General features: G+C 42.4%; 13 protein-coding genes. 6 read left to right on the top strand and 7 right to left on the bottom strand.

The window, feature by feature from the left end:
- Positions 1-6 precede the first annotated feature (6 nt).
- Positions 7-966: an IS5 family transposase gene (locus NO992_RS10785; protein WP_371377162.1), complete on the top strand. Its 960-nt coding sequence runs from the start codon at positions 7-9 to the stop codon at positions 964-966.
- A gap of 378 nt (positions 967-1,344) precedes the next feature.
- On the opposite strand, the gene NO992_RS10780 is transcribed toward NO992_RS10785, so the two are convergent.
- Positions 1,345-2,094 (bottom strand): type 1 glutamine amidotransferase, encoded by a 750-nt coding sequence (locus NO992_RS10780; RefSeq protein WP_371376921.1) that lies wholly within the window; start codon positions 2,092-2,094, stop codon positions 1,345-1,347.
- 98 nt (positions 2,095-2,192) lie between these two features.
- Here NO992_RS10780 and NO992_RS10775 point away from each other — a divergent pair, with 98 nt between their 5' ends.
- The 4 genes from NO992_RS10775 (at position 2,193) to NO992_RS10760 (ending at position 6,883) form a co-directional block, all read left to right on the top strand.
- Positions 2,193-2,984: an AraC family transcriptional regulator gene (locus NO992_RS10775; protein WP_371376919.1), complete on the top strand. Its 792-nt coding sequence runs from the start codon at positions 2,193-2,195 to the stop codon at positions 2,982-2,984.
- A 121-nt stretch (positions 2,985-3,105) separates the two neighbouring features.
- On the top strand, positions 3,106-5,010 hold the full coding sequence (locus tag NO992_RS10770; RefSeq protein ID WP_371376916.1) for an alpha/beta fold hydrolase: 1,905 nt from the start codon (positions 3,106-3,108) through the stop codon (positions 5,008-5,010).
- A gap of 165 nt (positions 5,011-5,175) precedes the next feature.
- A complete protein-coding gene (locus tag NO992_RS10765) occupies positions 5,176-5,577 on the top strand; it encodes a hypothetical protein (RefSeq protein ID WP_349196225.1) in 402 nt (133 codons plus the stop codon).
- Between the two features lie 196 nt (positions 5,578-5,773).
- Entirely contained in the window at positions 5,774-6,883 is a 1,110-nt protein-coding gene (locus NO992_RS10760) for a tetratricopeptide repeat protein (protein WP_371376912.1), read from the top strand.
- A gap of 51 nt (positions 6,884-6,934) precedes the next feature.
- Here NO992_RS10760 and NO992_RS10755 read toward each other — a convergent pair whose 3' ends face one another.
- The 5 genes from NO992_RS10755 to NO992_RS10735 all read right to left on the bottom strand — a co-directional run bounded on the left by NO992_RS10755 (position 6,935) and on the right by NO992_RS10735 (position 13,928).
- Positions 6,935-8,881: a winged helix-turn-helix domain-containing protein gene (locus tag NO992_RS10755; protein WP_371376909.1), complete on the bottom strand. Its 1,947-nt coding sequence runs from the start codon at positions 8,879-8,881 to the stop codon at positions 6,935-6,937.
- Between the two features lie 111 nt (positions 8,882-8,992).
- Positions 8,993-9,868, bottom strand: a complete 876-nt coding sequence (locus tag NO992_RS10750) for a putative DNA-binding domain-containing protein (RefSeq protein ID WP_371376906.1) — start codon at positions 9,866-9,868, stop codon at positions 8,993-8,995.
- A complete protein-coding gene (locus NO992_RS10745; RefSeq protein WP_010370012.1) occupies positions 9,868-10,818 on the bottom strand; it encodes a DUF692 domain-containing protein in 951 nt (316 codons plus the stop codon). Before NO992_RS10745 ends, NO992_RS10750 begins: the two co-directional genes overlap by 1 nt.
- 13 nt (positions 10,819-10,831) lie before the next feature.
- Positions 10,832-13,150: a ferritin-like domain-containing protein gene (locus tag NO992_RS10740; protein WP_371376903.1), complete on the bottom strand. Its 2,319-nt coding sequence runs from the start codon at positions 13,148-13,150 to the stop codon at positions 10,832-10,834.
- Positions 13,151-13,340: 190 nt separating this feature from the next.
- Positions 13,341-13,928, bottom strand: coding sequence for a hypothetical protein (locus NO992_RS10735; RefSeq protein WP_010370008.1), 588 nt, complete (start codon positions 13,926-13,928; stop codon positions 13,341-13,343).
- 51 nt (positions 13,929-13,979) lie between these two features.
- Here NO992_RS10735 and NO992_RS10730 point away from each other — a divergent pair, with 51 nt between their 5' ends.
- The gene (locus tag NO992_RS10730) at positions 13,980-14,990 is read left to right on the top strand and encodes an alpha/beta hydrolase (protein WP_248694127.1); all 1,011 of its coding nucleotides are present in this window, start codon (positions 13,980-13,982) and stop codon (positions 14,988-14,990) included.
- Positions 14,991-15,224: 234 nt separating this feature from the next.
- Here NO992_RS10730 and NO992_RS10725 read toward each other — a convergent pair whose 3' ends face one another.
- A complete protein-coding gene (locus tag NO992_RS10725; RefSeq protein WP_371376900.1) occupies positions 15,225-18,476 on the bottom strand; it encodes a PDZ domain-containing protein in 3,252 nt (1,083 codons plus the stop codon).
- Positions 18,477-18,566 lie beyond the last annotated feature (90 nt).

The raw sequence follows: 18,566 nt of genomic DNA, 5'->3' as shown, positions 1-18,566 counted from the left end.
AAGTGAATTGGTAAGGATGGCGTTGAGTTAATGCTGTCACTCACGGTAGATGCGGGCCTTAAAAGTAATACTATTAAACCTTCAGGCTTGCGAGAAGTAGTCGTAGACAGCACCGTCATGGAGAAAAATATTGCCCATCTAACAGACAGTAAACTACTAGAAAAATACCGCAATAAACTGGTTGGCTTTGCTAAGCAAGTCGGTATTGTGCTTAGGCAAAGTTATGAACGAGTAGGCCCTAAGGCCGCTCAAAAGGTAGCAAGTTATGCTCATGCCAAACAATTTAAACGGATGAAGAAGACACTGAAAGAACAGAAAAACTATCTCAGGCGAGTGATGAAAGACATCTTGCGGAAAATCACCGAGCAACCAAGCAAGGAATTCTTCGATACCCTACAGCAGGCTGAGCGACTGTTAAAACAAGAAAAAACGAGTAAAAACAAACTCTATAGCCTACATGAGCCGGATGTTGAATGTATCGCCAAGGGGAAAAGCGCAAAGCCATATGAGTTTGGTGTCAAAGTGAGCGTCGCGACAACATTGAAAGAGCAGTTTGTGTTGTGCGCTCATGCAATGCACGGCAATCCCTATGATGGTGACACGTTATGGGAAACGTTGAGAATAGTAGAAAATGTCACGGATAAAAGACCATACAGCTGTTTTGTAGATAGAGGTTATCGCGGGCACTTTGCAGAACGTTATGATGTGTATATTGCAGGGCAAAAGCGCGGTGTGACGCCGAGCATTAAGAAAAATCTCAAGCGACGCAAAGCGATAGAGCCAATCATCGGGCACGTGAAACAAGATGGTCACTTGGGTCTTAACCGTTTAAAAGGAAAGCTCGGTGACAGGCTTAACGCAGTGCTTGCGGGTGTAGGTCAAAACTGCCGTAAAATCCTAGCCCAACTGCCGCTTTTTTATGCCTGGACTTTATATCAGTTCTTAGCAGCGAAAAGCGCTACGTAATAACAGAGCTGTCGATAAAGCTAATGCCCAATTTGGATTGATTTAGTTCGGCCAGCCTAAGCATTAAAACGTCAATATTCAGGATCGACTAAGTAGGTGGGACTGAGTAACCCGCGAACAATAAGCTGAATTAATCTCAACCCTTTTTTGTATTTCTCTGCTTAGTTCAGATTCGGATAACTACTGGTAGGGAATACGCGCATTATCAAGGTATGGGCGGATACTCGTTCTGGGTTTTAAACGGTAATGAGTTAGCTAAATGTCCGCCTTGGAGAATTACAGAGAAATGCAAAGAACAATGCCAATCCACAGTTGGAACCTGACATTGTCGCAATTAGCTGCCTACTTCGAAGGTAGGTTAGATGGCGTGCTAGATACTTAGCAATTTAGGCTGACATAGAATTCTGAACGCCCTCGTTTTGATTTATAAAAGCTTTCTAACTTATCTAAAAAACCATACAGTTTTTGGTTCATTTCGTCATAGTTATGATTCAGTAAAACGTCTGGCTCATCTACAAATCGATGCTGCAACGCGTCACTGAGATCGTCATTTTCAATCAGTAATGCGACGATATCTTTAGTAAATTCCATATGGCACTGAAAACCGTATACTAGGTCTCTGTAGGCGACAATTTGCCTTGGGCACCCGGCGCTATATGCAATCACTTGTGATCCATTGGTGAGCCCCGGCATATCATTATGCCAATGACCGACATCCAACACTTTTCCAAAATGACTAAATAATGGATGTGTCATCCCAGCTTCCGTCAAAGTTATCGGGTATTTTCCTATTTCACGTTCAGGGCTAGATTCAAATGTTGCACCTAACGCTTCACCAATGAGTTGCGACCCTAGGCATATACCAAGCACAACTTTTCCGGCGGTAATCGAGTTCAAGATGACTTCTTGCTCACCTTTTGTATCGAAGTGTGGGCATTGCTCAATAGTTGTCGACGGATTTTGAGGTCCTCCCATTACAATCAAAAAATCTAGGTTTTTGGCATTTTTTGGGAGCGGTTCTCCTTGATAAACTCGCGAGTAGGTAATGGTATGGCCGCGTTTATTTGCCCACGATTCATAGGCGCCGGGCGCTTCAAAATGTTCATGAACGATAAAGTGAATATGCATCTTTGTGCCTTTTAATTAACGATAGGCTGTAGATGGTATATTAAATTTGGATGGCGTAATTTATACTAACAGACGTTTAATGTTGATAAGTCGCCAAAATGCAAGCTAATGACCTTATTAAAGGTTCTCCTAATAAACAAATCATAACTAAAACGACGAATATGGCTTCTGGCTATGTTGATGACTTCCACTCGCATTCGTGGCATCAAATTGTGTTTCCTTTGCAGGGGCTGCTGCAATCAAGTATCGGCGATAAAAGCGGGATTGTTCCTCACAATGGCATGCTCTACATACCCGCAAATACAGTGCATAAATCCATAGCGATCACAAATACACAGTTTTTGGCGATTTACCTTAATCCCGACAAATATGTTCAGTATGGAGACAAACCAAAATCCTGTCTGGTAACGCCATTTATTAAAGCATTAATACTGCTTCTATTTGAAAACGAGACGCTCACTCAAGCAGAGTCCAATATTACACATTTGCTAACCGTATTGCGAGATCAGATCGAGATCGCAAACCGTTATGAAATACCTTTGCTCATACCTACCGATAAACGTCTTTTATCCATTTTCTTACAGCTTAAAGAGCAACCGGATTTACCATTTACGTTAAAGGAATGGGCAACAAAAGTGGGCGCTTCTGAGCGCACTTTGTCGCGATTGTGCTCGAGGGAGTTTTCTCAATCATTTTCACGGTGGAGACAAAATGTGAGGTTAGTTTTATCTTTGCAATTGTTAGAGTCGCAAAAGAGCATACAGGAAATTGCTATCGAGTTGGGGTACGCTTCTGACTCTGCGTTTGTGCAAGCGTTTAAGAAATTGTTTAACCAAACACCCAGAAAATACCGAATTGCCAACTTACAGCACAACGTAAATTCATTTTGAGCAACTTCTACTGCTTGCTCGTGACTTGCACTAGAGACGAAAGTATCTTATCGCGAATGCTTTTAAGTTCTTCTCGCTTTATGTAGTCTAGGTGGGATTTGATTATTGGAGGCATTTCGCGATGTTGCGAATTCTTTTATGTGCTAGCTTAGGATTAGCACCAAGTTTTGGGTTAGTTGCCAAAGAGGTAATGACCCCAGACAAGCTTTGGCAAGTAAAGCGCGTGAGTGCGCTTGGGTTATCTAAAGACAAAACCCATGTGATTTATCGAGTTACAACTCCTAGTGTTGAAAACAATGACTTTGATAGCAAAGTTTATCAAGTGCCGTTAAAGGGTGGGGCGTCTCATCTTTTAAGCGCGTATCAAGGGATATTGTCAGACGACAATATTTCGCCAGATGGTAGCAAAAAACTATTTCATGACACCGTCAATGTTGAAGCTGTGCTGGCCACGGATAGGCATAAAGCGCTTACGCAAGCAGATGCTTATGTATTTGACGACTTAAACTACCGCCATTGGGATACCTGGAAAGACGGCAGTGTTAAACATGTGTTTTATCAGGACCTAATCACAGAAGAAAAAGTCGACATCATGAAAGGCATGCCTTTTGATAGCCCGACGTCACCATTTGGTGGTTCAAGCGACTATGTTTGGGGCCCAAAAGGTGAAAATATCTACTACGTCAGTAAAAAGCTGACTGGCGCAGAATATGCGGGCAGCACCAACACAGATATTTATCGTTATAACTTAGCGAGCAAGAAAACCACCAATCTAACCGAGCAAAACTTGGGTTATGATAAAAGCCCTGAGTTCTCATCGACAGGGTTGCTGGCTTTCTTACGTATGGATGAAGCGGGTAACGAGGCGGATAAAAATGACATTATCGTTAAGTTGGGTGACAGAGAAGTCAACTTAACTGCGCATTGGGACGGCACGGTAAGCAGTTTTGAGTGGAGTCACGATGGCAAGCATATTTATTTTATTGCACCAATTGACGGAACAATCCAGCTATTTCAAGTAGCGGTGAGCAGCAAAACCAAAGCCAATCCAAAAATTAAGCAGCTAACTAAGGGCATGTTTGATGTAAATAGCATTGTCGCTGCCCTAGACGATCAGTTAGTTGTTACTCGCAATAGCATGAATCAAGCAAAAGAGATCTTCCGCTTTGATCTGAATAGTAAAAAGCTTGTTGCGCTGACAAATGTGAATGAGGCGTTTTATGCTGATTTGGATTTACCGAACGTTGAAAAGCGAATGGTGAAGACAAAAGACGGCGAAGACATGCTAACTTGGGTTATCTACCCACCTAATTTTGATAAGCGTAAGCAATATCCAACGCTGTTATACCTTCAAGGTGGTCCACAGTCGCCGTTATCACAGTTTTATTCCTTCCGCTGGAACTTCCAAGTGATGGCATCACAAGGCTACATTGTGGTTGCGCCAAACCGTCGTGGTATGCCTGGACACGGCGTGAAATGGAACAAAGATATCAGCCAAGATTGGGGTGGTAAGGTAATGCAAGATTACCTAGACGCAATCGACGATGTTGCGAAAGAGTCATATGTTGACAACAAACGTATCGCGGCAGTTGGTGCAAGTTTTGGTGGTTACTCTGCGTTTTACTTAGCTGGCAATCATGATGGTCGTTTCAAAACCTTTATCGCGCACTGTGGCATTTTTGATTTGCGCAGTATGTACGGCACAACCGAAGAAATGTTCTTTGTGAACAACGAATTGGGTGGCGCGTACTGGGAGCAAAACAATGCGGCCATCAGCAAAGCATACAATCAGTTTAACCCAATCAGCTATGTGGATAAGTGGGATGCGCCGATGTTCGTGATCCATGGTGGTAAAGACTACCGTGTACCGCTGAGCCAAGGAATGCAAGCCTTCCAAGCCGCTAAATTACGTGGCTTAAAGAGCCGTTTCCTTTATTTCCCTGAAGAAAACCACTGGGTACTGACACCGCAAAACGGGATAGTATGGCAGCGTGAATTCTTCAAGTGGTTAGAAGAAACTTTATAATTGATGTCACTACTGTCAACAATGTAGTTAAGAAAATGCCAGATCGCACAGTGTGTTGTCTGGCATTCTTGTTTTGTAGTGTAGCCTTGGTGCTGCGCAAGTATTGTTGTACCCGAAAATTGGCGCCATACTAAATTAGTCAAAGGAAAATAGAAGGAAAATTAAATGATTAAAAGGATAATAAGCGGTTTTTGGTTACTTATGTTGGCTGTGAATGCACAGGCAGCTGAAGAAGCATTAACGATTGATAGCGTAGTGCCTAACAATATGGAACTGGCTTTTCCGAATGATGCCAATATTTACCCAGATATCAGTGACTTCAAGGTACTTAACGCGGTACTGATGAGTAACGAAAACGGTGAACGCTGGGCAATGATCACGATTAAAAATCAATCGAGCGGCCGCCGCACATTAACACAAAAACACCTGCTGGCACTAACAGCTAACGGGCAAAGGATCGCGCCGATGAAGCTTTCTGAAAGCTTTGATGGCGGAGAAACGCTTTCACTCACACTGGCTTTCGGTGAGAACAAGTTTCCGTTGCTTAACGTGTATACGCGTAATTAGTAAGCCTTACCATCACTTTTTACAACCATAGTCACTGTGCTAAACGTTGCGACTTAGGTAACCATGTTAGCACTTGATATTTAGCCTCTGACAAACTCCGATTGATCCACATCAGCAATTCATCAATAAAAAATAAGCAATGCATCAAGTTTTAAAAGTTTTTATTTCATAAGCTTACCCAAAAATGGAGAAAAGCATGAAAATACTTTTAAAAAGTTTGATGTGGCTAAATTGCGCGTTGTTTGCGTTAGTTACTCACGCTCAGATAGCCTCAAAATTACAGCATATCACTGTGAGTTCAAAGTTAGTGGGAGGGCCTGTTGATGTACAAATATATCTGCCTTTTGATTTTGATGTTAACCGAAAGGAGCCATACTCAACGCTTTATACAACTGCGGGAGAGAGTCGTTTTGATGTACTGAAAGCTGAAGTGGACTGGTTGAGTCACACTAGTTTTTCACCTATCCCGCAACTTGTGATTGTGCGAGTGCCCAAATTGAATTTTGCTGAGGCTGACAAGTTATCTGACCAAGCGTATTTTGCTTTGCTAGCTCGCGTGTTAGCAAGTGAAGTTGAACCAACATTGATACGGCAATTTAATCTTTCGCCGTTTAAAGTCATTGAAGGGTACTCAAGCAGGGCGGCGATTGCTTTGAATTTATTAGGAAAGATGCCCGGTTATTTCCAAGGCGCGATATTGTCTGCGCCAGTTTGGAGTCAACTTCCCAAGCAACTAATAGAAGATATTAGTGACAACATCGCCAAGGGCAAACTCACCAATAACCTATATATCAGTCTTGGCAGCTTTGACGAAAATAGGCCGTTTTTTGCTGCACTCGCCGTTTCAAAACGACACCAACACTTGATGTTGGAGGACTTAAGTCAACATCATTATCATATAGGCGCACAGCTAGCGCTAAGACATGGATTACAACATATTCTTGGCGCAATAAAGCTTCAAGATTATGCTCAATTTGACAAGTCAGGCCTAAATGGGTTGCGAGAATATCACCAAAAACTAGAACAGCGCTATGGGTACTCGATTGATATTAAGGCCAATCAGCTTGCTCTAGGGCAATATTTATTCGCGCAAGGCAATAGAACACTTGGAAAAAACGTGTTTGATGAACTACTTGCGATTATGCCTAACTCTGTTATTTACAATTTACGCTATGGGCAGATTCTTTTGAATGCGGGCGATACAACACAAGCAACACTTCAGCTAGAGCGTGCCTTGCTGCTAGCAACAGAGCAAAAAAATGAAGAAGCCAAGCAGTATATTGAACAAGTATTGTCTCGGCTTTAGCGTTATTAAGAGTGATATAAAGGTGGCCCACATGTGTGAGCCACCTTTATATTAGTGGTTTTCTGGCTCTGCTATTTTTACTTTAACTTGGTTTGCGCTAAGTGTTTTTGGTGAGTCAGCTAAAACCTTAAAAGGATGTAGTTGAACATCTGTGATCAAGCGAGTCTGCTCGTCGGATTTGCCCAATGTATCCAAAACTTGCGTGTTGATGTTATAGCGCCAGATAGTCGCCTGTTTGTCGGGAATAATCAGCTCATTCCCACGTAGGTAAAAACGCCAATGCAATGTGATTTTGTTTGTTATTGGCTGTGGTTTGAGCGAATTGTTGACGAGTACTTTTAAGTTTGGCTCATCTGGTGTGGCTATATAGACAGTACCGTTTTGCTGTATTTGTGCCCAGTGAACCTGCCCCTGATAAAGTGGCTGTTTATGGTTGGTTACAGGGTCGAAAAGTACTAGCTGTTCATCGCCAAGATCATTGATGAGAAGGTAGTTACTTCCTTTTATTTCAATTGATTGCATTATAATTTGCTTTTCAAATAAAGCAGGAAAAACTTCAACGCCAGTGACTAAATTGATTTTCAATAAGCTTTGTTTTGATGCTGCCCACAATTGTTTACCATCGGCTGTCCAAACAAAAGACGAAATATGTTTGTTATGGGTGAGCGGGATCTCTCGCTGTTCTTGCTTTAACCAAACTTCATTGGTGCCTGTACGATTAGAGAGAAATGCAATGGCATTTCCACTTGGTTGAAATTGCCCTGAAAGCTCGTCGTAGTGGCTGATTGTAAGTCGGCTTGTAGAGTGGTTGTCTTGAATATTAATCTGCTTTTGTTCTCGGATTTGTGTCGCTAAATAGTTGTTATCTTTAAGATATTCAGTAATGTAGAACGATTCTGAGCCGATTGCAGGAATGGTTTGTACAAGCTGGAGGTTTTGGAAAATGTAGAGCGCAGATGCGGTTGAAAGTATATGTGTTGTATCTGGCCCATCTACTAGCACTAGCGAACGATCCAATTCTACACCAGACAATTTTTCTTGTTGAAGAAGAGAAAGCTCGTTTTCTCTGCTAATCATATAACTAGAGAGATAAGCCTCTTTATCTGGATCTTGGGTGAGTAAAGTAAGTTGACCCTCATTAAATAAGGACGCTAAAATTGTTGCAGTTATAGGTAAAGAAGTAAATGTGACTGAATCTGAGTGCGGAGTAAAAAGGGCATACTCGTTATTGGCGATAAGTAACACTTGATGACCAACCCAGTAGGCTTGCTGTACTTCTTTATTCAAGCAAGGAGAGATCACTTTTCTAGCAGCAAACCTTGGTAACACGACGATAGCTTGATGACACTTAGCTTGTGATTTTGTTTTGCGTGTTTCAATGAGTACTGCTTTTTTACCATCTTTGTTTAGCTGAGGTTTGCCAACAAAATCCAATGCACGGGTAACTAACTTAGTTGTTTGGAAATCCAAATCCTTTACTTTTAGTTCCGCTGCTTGCGGCGTTCTGGCCACATATAACAACCTTCTACCTGAGGTGAGTGTCGCAGTGCTTTCCAACTCCAATCCGTAACTTACGGGTGTAACCTCTGAAAGTTGGAAATTAGCTTTTGGCATCGTTGAATAGATAAACAACATACCGAAGAGGGTGATGAAAGCTGTGAAATAGAGAATATAGGCTCTCAGCTTTTGGCTTAAATCAGTATGCTGATCCCCAACTTGTAAACGATAGCCCTTTTTATGAAAAGTCTGGATAATACGTTTATCACTATCCCCAAGTAGTTTTCTAAGCTGAGCAATACATCGTTGAAGGGCATTTGGGGCGACGACGGTATTTTGCCATACAGAATTAAGTAAATGCTCTTGCGTAACAAGCGTTCCGCGATGCTGATACAGTATTTCAAATACTGCCAGCACCTTTGCCTCTAATTTGATTGTCTCATCAAGGTAGATAAGTTCACCCGTGGCTAAGTCTAGCTTACGGTTATTGATTGTTATCATTATTATTTGGGAACAGCAGTCGATACAGCTAGTCTATCTTGTATTGCCTATAAAAATAACCCATCAAGAGTTATTTAACTTTAGCAACCGAACCTTTATTAGAAAATTGGATCAGCAGGGTGCTGGTTCATTTTGAATTCTAAACAGCCCCCTATTAATCGCGCTTGGCAGCCAAACTGCTAACTGTGCTCTCAATACTTGAGTCTCCATATTCATGCACTTAGCACAGTAGGTTATTGCTTCTTGATAGCGCAGCGGTTTTTCTCTCAAGTGCAGTAATAAATTCGCTTGCCAGTCATTTAATACATTCATTTTGATGCGATATTGTTGGCGCGATATTGCAATATGCGTTTGCTCAGGCGTTGGCAAGGTGCACGGTTTTGCTTGCTCAAGCTGGGTTATAAGAGAAAGCAAAGGGTAATCGGTTTGAATAAGTTGTACGGATTCTGGCACCGATATGACAAAGTCTTCGGCAATGCCGCAAAGGAGTTCAATCTCGTTTATTAGCGCTGTTGATTGCTCGGTTTCCGGTCCTGGTTTTAACAGTGCAAGGGCTTTGGCTCTTTCAAACTTAGCCAGCTCTGAAGGCAAGCTAAACATAGCTTGCTGGTGGGCATTAAAATCACCGGTAGGTTTAGTGTGTGCTAAAAAATCAGCGAAGCGTGAGCCTAGTTGATGTAGTGTCCAAGACTCTGAGGGTAAGGTGACAATAAAGGCTTTGGCGAAGGTGTCGAATACTTCGTCGCCCATAAACTGGCAAAGTAGAGCAAACTCCCCCCGAAGACATTCTACTAAACGCATCACATAGCCCGCAGCATAGATGTCTACTCTTCTCATGGCTCCCAGTGTTTTGTTACTTTTTACACAGTCATGCAGCGTTAAACCATGCGGATTTGCAGCGGTATTGAGCTTTTGTGGTAGGTCGCCTCGTACCATTAAAACGGTGCTAAGCCACTGCTGAGTTTGCGTTAAATCTGGCGTTTTCATTATGTTAATTCTGCTCGCTCTTTGACAATTGGAGTTGACAGTGCGTTGGTGTTAGTAACTGTATCTTGCTTTGGAATATGCCCTGTCAGGACCAGTTTTGCTTTGCTTAACTCATCAACGAGCTCTGGAAAGTTGGGGATATTGGCATCCCATTCTAGTAGGGTAGACACGCCACCCGTTAAGTGCTGCGCCAGTTGGTAAAGCTGCCAAACCTTGGCGGGCACCGGCTGGTCATGAGTGTCTATCAAACAATCACCGCAGTCACTAGGACCGGCAAGATGGATTTGAACGATGTGCTCATGGGGGAGTTGACGAATAAACGCTTCTGCGTCAAAACCATGATTAAAGCTACTAACAAAAACATTGTTTACATCCAACAGCATACCGCAGCCTGTTGCGGTGACTAACTCACTGAAAAACTCGCTTTCAGTGAGGGTTGAATGTTGAAATTCAAGATATGTTGATGGGTTCTCAAGCACTAAAGGCCGTTCTAAAAAATCCTGAACTTGGTCAACACGGTTGATAACGTGTTGTAGGCTTTCGTCAGTCAATGGCATAGGTAGGAGATCGTGACTATTCAAACCAGCAATGCCTGTCCAACACAAATGATCGGAAATAAGCTGTGGCTTAACGAATTCACTTAACTCCTTAAGCTTGCTTAAGTATTCAAAGTTAAGCGGGTCGCTGCTACCAATATTCATTGACACACCATGCATCACTAGCGGGTATTGTTCCTTTAACTGAGCGAGGACATGCCGGCCATAGCCGTGATTATCTATATAGTTTTCACTGATGATTTCAAACCAGTCGACGCTAAGAGATGTACCGCGCTCTAAATGGGACATAATAAAGGGATAGTGCTGGCTTCTCAGGCCAACACCAAACCCCAAGTCGGTTAGTTTTTCGATAGCGGACGCAGCAAGCTGCTGCGTCCGAATTGGATTTGTCATGCTATCTTTCCTATCAAGTTGATGGAGGAAGAGCTAGACGAATATCTGAAGGTTTTGGCTTCTCTTTAGGTTTGCCTTCTTCGTTCAATAAACCATTGGCATTGCAGTATGCTTGCCAAGCAATATTGTATACGGCATCCCCTTGTTTATATGGCATTAGCACATGATCTGTAGATTGATCGGTTGGAGCTTGTTGGCCTTTCGGATAAGTGTAATCAATAGCAGAGAAGCTGTTATCTTTTAGGTTAAACTTAAATAGCTGCATATCGTATTCTTGGTCTTCACCGGAAAGTTTTGGGAAGAGTTGAGAGGCTGAGATAGGCACAGCACACCCACCCAAGTTATTACACTTATTATCAGCAGGGGCACTTTTTGGCCCTGTTGATACGCTACCACCACAGCTACCGCCGGGCGTTGTACTATGAACAAAACCACAGCCGCCCTGTGCTTTACAGTCGTTACTACCCTTACAACTGTGATAGACCTCAGGAGGTGGTAAGTCATCCGCCCCAATGTTGGTGTAACTCATCCCTTGGCAGGCGTGGTAAAGGGTGTTCGGATTTTGTGGGGCGATACCCGTTACTAAATCTGGCGCAATTCCCGTGGTTGCCCAGCAAATCGAGATCCTATCGCCAGAGCCACCCATTGCGGGGCCCGGAAATTCACTTGTTTTACCCGACCAATAACGATCAAGTGCTGAAGTTAGACCTTTAATTGTGCCTACCGCAGATTGACTAAATAGCTTGTTTGTTTCCTGCGTTTTTTTATCTGTTTCCCTAAGATTATTGAGTGCGCGCACTACGCTATCCACTGGTGGAAGTTGTGGGTGACGTCCGTGTGCTTCATCACCGCCGTTGGGATCCAATAATGCCTCAGTCCAACTATTACCCTCAGCAAACCAAGTTGGCCAAGTCAGGTAGCGTTCTTTATGAGCCATTGTTGGTTTTTCATAACTAACAATGAGCTTCATCGTATCGGTGAAAATTTGAAAGTGGTCTTTATATTTGTTGGCTATTCGGGCACAGGCGGAACCGGATAACGGTTTGCCATCTGTGCTTGGATAGTCATGCTCTAAGGCAGGTTCATCTGGTTGAAAACGTGCATCTACAGTGCTCGGGTGAGCAGGCTTAGCCGTACTTTGTAATTTACCCAAGACACTTTGGGCCCAAGGCTCTTCTGCCCAGCGTAAACATATCATCTTTGCAACGCCGTCGCCTTCACCTTGATCTGTGATTGCATTGACATTATTCATGAGTGCTTCTTTTAACAAATTATGTTCATTATTTGTATCAAGAGAGCCCTTTATTTCAGGGAATTGGGCTTGATATGAAGCATCACCAGGACGTTCATTAAAGTAGTTTCTCTGTGCTCTAGCGTCGTTTGCTTCAGCCTTTGAGAGCGCATAGTCTAGTAGACTCGTGTTATCATCGTATTCAATTTGAATATAGTCCCAATAACTCAAGTACATATGCCCAATTGAACCGAATAGTGGCAAATCACTTTCTGTGTAATCCGGTTTCCACCAGTCGTATGGGGCTTGTTCAAAATATTTTGGCTGTTTTGTTTTTGCGTCTGGCTCTAAAAACTGCGGCTGAATAATTTTTTTGGCGTTTTCTTCAGTCTCTTCGATTAGCATAAAGAGTAAAGTCTGTTCTTTATTTAGCTCTGTCGCATTAACGCGCAGGTCTTGTAATGTTTTACCAGGAAAAATTTGTTCGAAATAAGCCTGAACTTCTGGGCTTAGCTTAGATAAGTCTGTAGTACAGTCTGCAAAGTCCAAAATATGTGGAATACCGCTTTGGTTGTTGTAGCACTTCCAACCAAATTTATCGTCAATTAACGCCTGACTGGTAAAGCTCGGTGTGAGCCCTATTTTACTCGCCATGTTAGAAGCGAGTTGTAGATGCAGCATCTCTTCAATAAATACACTATAAACGCCGTTAAAAACCTGTTCATTGACATTAAGTTCAGAGTCACTAAAACCAATAAACCTGTCTTTTAAGTCGTAGTCGTAAGGAGACAATCGTTCTGAAGGAATGTATCCTGCAGTCGGACCAAGCCCTGGCCAGTAACGGCCGGGATAGAGGTTTGATGAGTCTGCAATCTGGTGTGTGCCCTGAATCGAGTAGAGGCCGGTCATATAAAGTGGGATTGTGAATAACTCCACGTTAATTGCAGCTTGTGCAATTGCTTTCAGGCAAGATAAATCAGCAGCCTTATACTCGCTACTGCGTGCTTTAATTTGTTGTTTTTGTGTACTGCTTAAGAGGATGTTGGCATCAATTTCTTTATCTACTTCTACCGATGGGCCTGTCTTGTTCTGTACATTCATGGTTTGCTCCTTTGTGACGGTATATGGTGTAAGATGTAAGATATAGTTTGCTGACGACAAAAGGTACATAGACCCAAGGCCGTAAAATAAAAAGTAGCTGTAAATTGTTGATAAGGCGATTACATCAAATTACAGAGAAGGGGAAGCCAAATATGAGCGACAAATGAAGAGTTTGCCGCTCAACTTGCACTTATCTTTCGCAATAGTCACCTGGATTGGGTACAGGAAACTCTGGTGATCCTTCACATCCTTCAAAAGCGATATGAGCAGATTCAAACAAAGAGATGCTCTGATACTTACCAGATACTGAAAAACGGCTTGGTGACGTAATTGTTCTTGGTGAGGGATTAAAGTTTATGTTAAAGCCATCAGCTTGGGATTCATATGGCTTAGCCCAATTTGAAAATGCTGATGGTGATCGCAGCTTGTAACTGCCACCTAATTTATACACATCGAACCACCTATGAGCTAATGCATAATCACCTGACTTTAAAGTGATTTTTATGCGATTATCTTCTACTTCATTATAATTGTAAGCATTATTTATCTCGAGCTCTAATTTCGCAGGATCCATATTAGTTATCGTGAAATTACCTCGTGAGTCGAAAAGTTCAGGTGCGAATGACCGCAATAGAGAATATCGATGAGAGTCCATATTTGTTTGGACTTTACAAACTAATTCAACGTTTTCCGATCTGTGCTCGATAGTTGTTTCACAACCTGATAATGAAATAATTAAAGCCGTAGCAATTAATGAACATCTAATTTTACAATTCATAAAATATCCTTTTTAATATGAAAGTTAGTACTTCAAGGAGGATGTTAGTTTATGGATTTTATTAGATCAATTTTCATCTGTATTTTTCTTGTTTCAATGGTTTCTAGTTGCACTTCAATAGGTAGAAGTATAATGCACAGCTCTTTGAATAATAGAGCTAAGTTTGTAATTAACTATGATTTTGATTATTTGGAGGTAGTACGGTTAGAGAAGATAATTAAGAGCGAGTCAAGCTCTTTGATATATGATTTTTATCCAGCTGATCGTTCTGTGAAAGGAGATTTTAGCCTATCTTTTAAGGCTGGAGATTTAGATCATGAGTTCAGTGTTATCCGAAATAGTGAGGATCGTCCATTAGATTTGAGTCAACAACTCACAATATTGATCCCAGGCTTTGCTATAGATAAATCTTTTTTAATATCTTATGCAGTTTGGTTCTCGTCAATGGGTTCTGATGTTGTTGTGATGGATCTTGATGGGGTAAAGGAAGATAGTTTTACGTTTGGAAGTAAACTGACTGACTATTACTCAGAAATAGCGAATGGTTATGATAAAGTCAATATTGTTGGATTTTCAATGGGTTTTTTACCTGTTTTAGATATTGCTAATAAGTATAGAGTAAATTCATTAATTGGTGTGGTGCCATTACTGAGTCGAGAAGATTTGAATCTTGCTGCAAGTGAAGCCTCTTCTTATGTTGAGCTTCTCCCAAATAGCATCATTGAAAATGTTATTGATGAGTATATGAGTGAAAATAAAATTAATGATTACTTTTATGGTGCACTAAATGGTATAGATTCGCACAATAAAATGCTAATTATTCAAGCTGAAAACGACAAAGTTTTACCCGCGTCAAGCCTTGTATTTTTTGAAGGTGATAAAGTGAATAACTTAGTTTTATCAGGTTATAATCATTACATTCTTGCATCAATGCCAACTCCAGAAACTACAGGTGCTGTTATTGAATTTTTCAATAACTCTATAGGTACAGATTCAGTCTCTAATTCAGATAAAAAGTACACCACTCATCGTGAAGCTGAGGTGAAAAAAGAGCTTAACTGATGGGATCTGCTACAGAAAAATGTAAGTGTAGGTCTTACAAAAGACTGTCAGAGGCGCTGGTTGGGGCAAGTGTGTTCGGACCAGCTTTGACGATGAATTCAGGGCAGAACTTATCTTTGGTTAATGGTCGTTAACGAAGTAAGCTCTTACCCTGACAATCGCATAAAGACAGATATTGAGATTGTTCGAAAATATAAAGGGCTGAGAGTCCAGCCTTTTATATTTCTACAATAATTAGAACTTAGATGGTGCAGGAGGCACTGTCAGTGTTTTCTTCGGGCTATCTTTTAACTCTTGTAGTAGCTCTTTCACCGCACGTTCGACAGAAGGATCTTTACCTGCATGAACAAGTTCAGGTCTATCGATCACTTCGATATCAGGGCTTACGCCCTCATTTTCGATGATCCAATTACCATCGTTATCTAGTATTCGGAAGGTTGCAGCGATAACCTGACCTCCGTCAACAAGACTTGGATTGCCTGAGATCCCGATAAGACCACCCCAAGTGCGAGTACCAATCAGTTTGCCAAGGCCCGCCTGACGGAAGTAGTAAGGTAAAGCATCACCGCCCGAACTTGAATAACCATTGATAAGCATGGCTTTTGGACCATCGTGTGCAAACGAAGGTGTTTTTGTTGGTTCAACACCACGGCGTTTCCAATAGTTAAGTGGCTTACGAGCAAGCCAAGTGATCATGTGCTCAGGGATAAAGCCGCCGCCGTTATAACGGTCGTCGATGATCAGCGCATCTTTGCTCGTTTGTGGCATAAAGTTTTTAAATAACGAGCGATTACCATCATAGTGAGTATTTGGCAGGTGAACGTAGCCAATCTTACCGTTTGATAGTTTATCCACGTAGTCAGCACGTGATTGAACCCATGCCATGTAACGTAAGCCTTGCTCGCTGGCGACAGGTTTTACCGTGGTTTTCCAGCTATCATCAGCGTTTGGTGATTTACTCAATACCAGCTCAACTTGCTCGCCTTGGGTGTTTTCAAGTAGCTCGTAAAAGTTAACCACGTCTTTTACCGAGCGGCCATTTACCGAGATGATGTAATCACCTACATTGGCATTCACGCCAGTTTCATCGAGTGGTGAACGGTAGTCTTCATGCCAGTTCTCACCTTTGTAGATACGCTCAATTTTTACGTAGCCAGACTGATGAGCGCTTATTTCTGCGCCAAGTAAACCATGCTTTTTGCGCTCGGCTGTTGGGGCATCACCAGATTGTACGTAAATGTGACCTGCGTTGATTTCACCCGCAATTTCGCTAAGTACATAGTCTAAGTCGCTACGGTGTGCGACAGCGCTGGCAAGTGGTTGATACTTCTCCAAGATAGTATCCCAATCTTGACCGTGGTGATGCTCGTCGTAGAACCAGTCGCGTAAGGTACGCCAGCCTTCTACATACATTTGTTGCCACTCAACTTGCGGGTCGATTTTCAGTGCCATCTTAGATAAATCAAGCTGACTGGCTTTTAAATCTTGTTTTGGCTTTGGTGCAATTACACTGAAGTTGTTACCTGCGCGAGCGATCAGGTGCTTACCACCAGCGGCAACTTTATAGCTGCTTACGCCTTCGGCGACGGTTTCTAGTTTGCTATCCGGCTCGGTGCCGAGTAACTTTAACGCACCGCCTGTTAAGGTCAGTACGCCCCCCTCCACACCTGTGAGTGCACTGTAGTTACCAGCTGGGGCTGAGAGTGATATAACCCGTGACATAAAGCCGTTGGTCTCAATGTGATTTTCTTGTTTGTCGCTGTCTTTTTTCGCTTCATCGTCTGATTGAATGCTTAACTCATCACTTTCAAAGGCATTAAGCGGCTTAATCTGACTATTCACCGCAACGCTATAAATGCGTGTGGCATTATTAAACATATAATCAAATTCATAGCTGCTAAAGGTGAGGTTATAGTCACGCTCAGAAGCGAAATAAATGTAGTTTCCGTCAGGTGAAAAAGTCGGGTTACGCTCACTGGTCATGTTGTCAGTCAGTCGAGTGACCTTTTTATCCTTGATATTATAGTGCCAAAGTGAAGCGTAGCGGTTCTCGTTGTTTTTAACAAAAACAATATCTTCACTGTTTGGTGACCAAGTATATTCGGTTAGACCATCTTCGTCGTATTTGGCGGTGTCAATTTTATGCATATCGCCAGATTTCGCATCGACCCACCATAGCGTGTGGTTTTTATCTGCAAAGAGCAGTTTGCTATTATCAGCCGACCAAATTGGCGTAAAGCGCCAGATGGTACCATTGTCGGTTAACTGAATGGTTTTGTTGTTATTTGCTCTATCTTTGAGATAGATCTCATATTCACCTGTTTTATCGCTCATGTAGGTAATATAACGGCCATTCGGTGACCAGCTGGCTTCAATTTCACGGCCCTCTGGCGTGTAAGAGAGGTTACGAGTTGGCCCCTGTTTTACTGGGACTGAGAATAGCTCACCACGGGCAGTAAACAATGCGCGCTTACCATCGTGTGATATATCCATAGAATCAATAAAGTCGCTAACGTTTTTACTATATGGCATGGCATATTGACGCACACCAGCAACATCGATTTTTAGCTTTTTAGTTGTCTTTGTCGCTTCGTCAAAGCGATATAAGTAACCGCCATTTTCGTAGACAATGGCATCTGGTCCGGCTGATGGCCACAGCACGTCAAAGTCTTTGTGGTCAGTCATTTTAACCGGTGACTTGCCATCTCGATATTTATAAAGGTTGAGCGTGTAGTCACGATCAGACACAAAGTAGATACTGTCATTCACCCAAGTTGGTTGCTGATCGGTTGCTTTGTCGGTTGTGAGTTGTTTAGACGTATTATTTTCAAGGTCGTAAATCCAAACATCCTGTGCTCGACCACCACGAGAGCGCTTCCAGGTTCTAAACTCTCTGTCGATAGGCGTGTAAACATACTTGCTACCATCTGGAGAAAGCATGCCACCGCCGGTTTCCGGAATAGCCAGCGGCTGCTCGAGTCCACCCTCTACCGGTACCATATAAGGGCGACCCATACGTTTGCCCCATGGAGTACGGTTTGCTCTAAAGACGATATGTTTGCCGTCGGGCGTCCAATCCATTACACGGTAATCGAACCCACCACGAGGTGGCATTTGCCCAACATCGTTGTAATAAGTCAGTTGCTTTAATCCTGAACCGTCAGCATTGATCACGTAGATTTGACGGCTGCCATTATACTCAGCGGCAAAAGCGATTTTACTGCCATCAGGAGAAAACTTAGGGAAAGTCTCAAAACCAATATGGTCAGTCAGACGTTGGCTTTTACCTGTGTTGGTATTGGCAATATAAATGTCGCCAGCGTACACAAAAGTGACTTTATCTTTGTGAATATCTGGAAAGCGGAGTAGGCGGGTATCTTCGGTCTGATACGCTGAAACAAAAGGCGCGGCTGCCGCAGCAATGGCGAGCACGAGTGTTTTTATCTTCATCATAATATAGGCATTTCCGTTATTATTTTGATACATAATAACGATTGATAAGCGAAATGCACCCAATTTAGATGAGTAGCTTGTTTCAAAATGTGAAAAAACACCCCAACGCGGAGTGTGGTCGCG

The sequence above is a fragment of the Pseudoalteromonas sp. DY56-GL79 genome (assembly GCF_041414765.1).
GTDB classification, from domain to species: Bacteria; Pseudomonadota; Gammaproteobacteria; order Enterobacterales; family Alteromonadaceae; genus Pseudoalteromonas; species Pseudoalteromonas piscicida.
This window is presented reverse-complemented; position numbering and strand designations above follow the sequence as displayed.

Bases quoted from the DNA above. Each gene is read 5' to 3' on its own strand.
- NO992_RS10730 (WP_248694127.1), top strand. From the start codon at position 13,980: ATGGATTTTATTAGATCAATTTTCATCTGTATTTTTCTTGTTTCAATG.
- NO992_RS10750 (WP_371376906.1), bottom strand. From the start codon at position 9,868: ATGAAAACGCCAGATTTAACGCAAACTCAGCAGTGGCTTAGCACCGTT.
- NO992_RS10775 (WP_371376919.1), top strand. From the start codon at position 2,193: ATGCAAGCTAATGACCTTATTAAAGGTTCTCCTAATAAACAAATCATA.
- NO992_RS10745 (WP_010370012.1), bottom strand. From the start codon at position 10,818: ATGACAAATCCAATTCGGACGCAGCAGCTTGCTGCGTCCGCTATCGAA.
- NO992_RS10740 (WP_371376903.1), bottom strand. From the start codon at position 13,150: ATGAATGTACAGAACAAGACAGGCCCATCGGTAGAAGTAGATAAAGAA.
- NO992_RS10725 (WP_371376900.1), bottom strand. From the start codon at position 18,476: ATGTATCAAAATAATAACGGAAATGCCTATATTATGATGAAGATAAAA.
- NO992_RS10780 (WP_371376921.1), bottom strand. From the start codon at position 2,094: ATGCATATTCACTTTATCGTTCATGAACATTTTGAAGCGCCCGGCGCC.
- NO992_RS10760 (WP_371376912.1), top strand. From the start codon at position 5,774: ATGAAAATACTTTTAAAAAGTTTGATGTGGCTAAATTGCGCGTTGTTT.
- NO992_RS10765 (WP_349196225.1), top strand. From the start codon at position 5,176: ATGATTAAAAGGATAATAAGCGGTTTTTGGTTACTTATGTTGGCTGTG.
- NO992_RS10770 (WP_371376916.1), top strand. From the start codon at position 3,106: ATGTTGCGAATTCTTTTATGTGCTAGCTTAGGATTAGCACCAAGTTTT.
- NO992_RS10755 (WP_371376909.1), bottom strand. From the start codon at position 8,881: ATGATAACAATCAATAACCGTAAGCTAGACTTAGCCACGGGTGAACTT.
- NO992_RS10735 (WP_010370008.1), bottom strand. From the start codon at position 13,928: ATGAATTGTAAAATTAGATGTTCATTAATTGCTACGGCTTTAATTATT.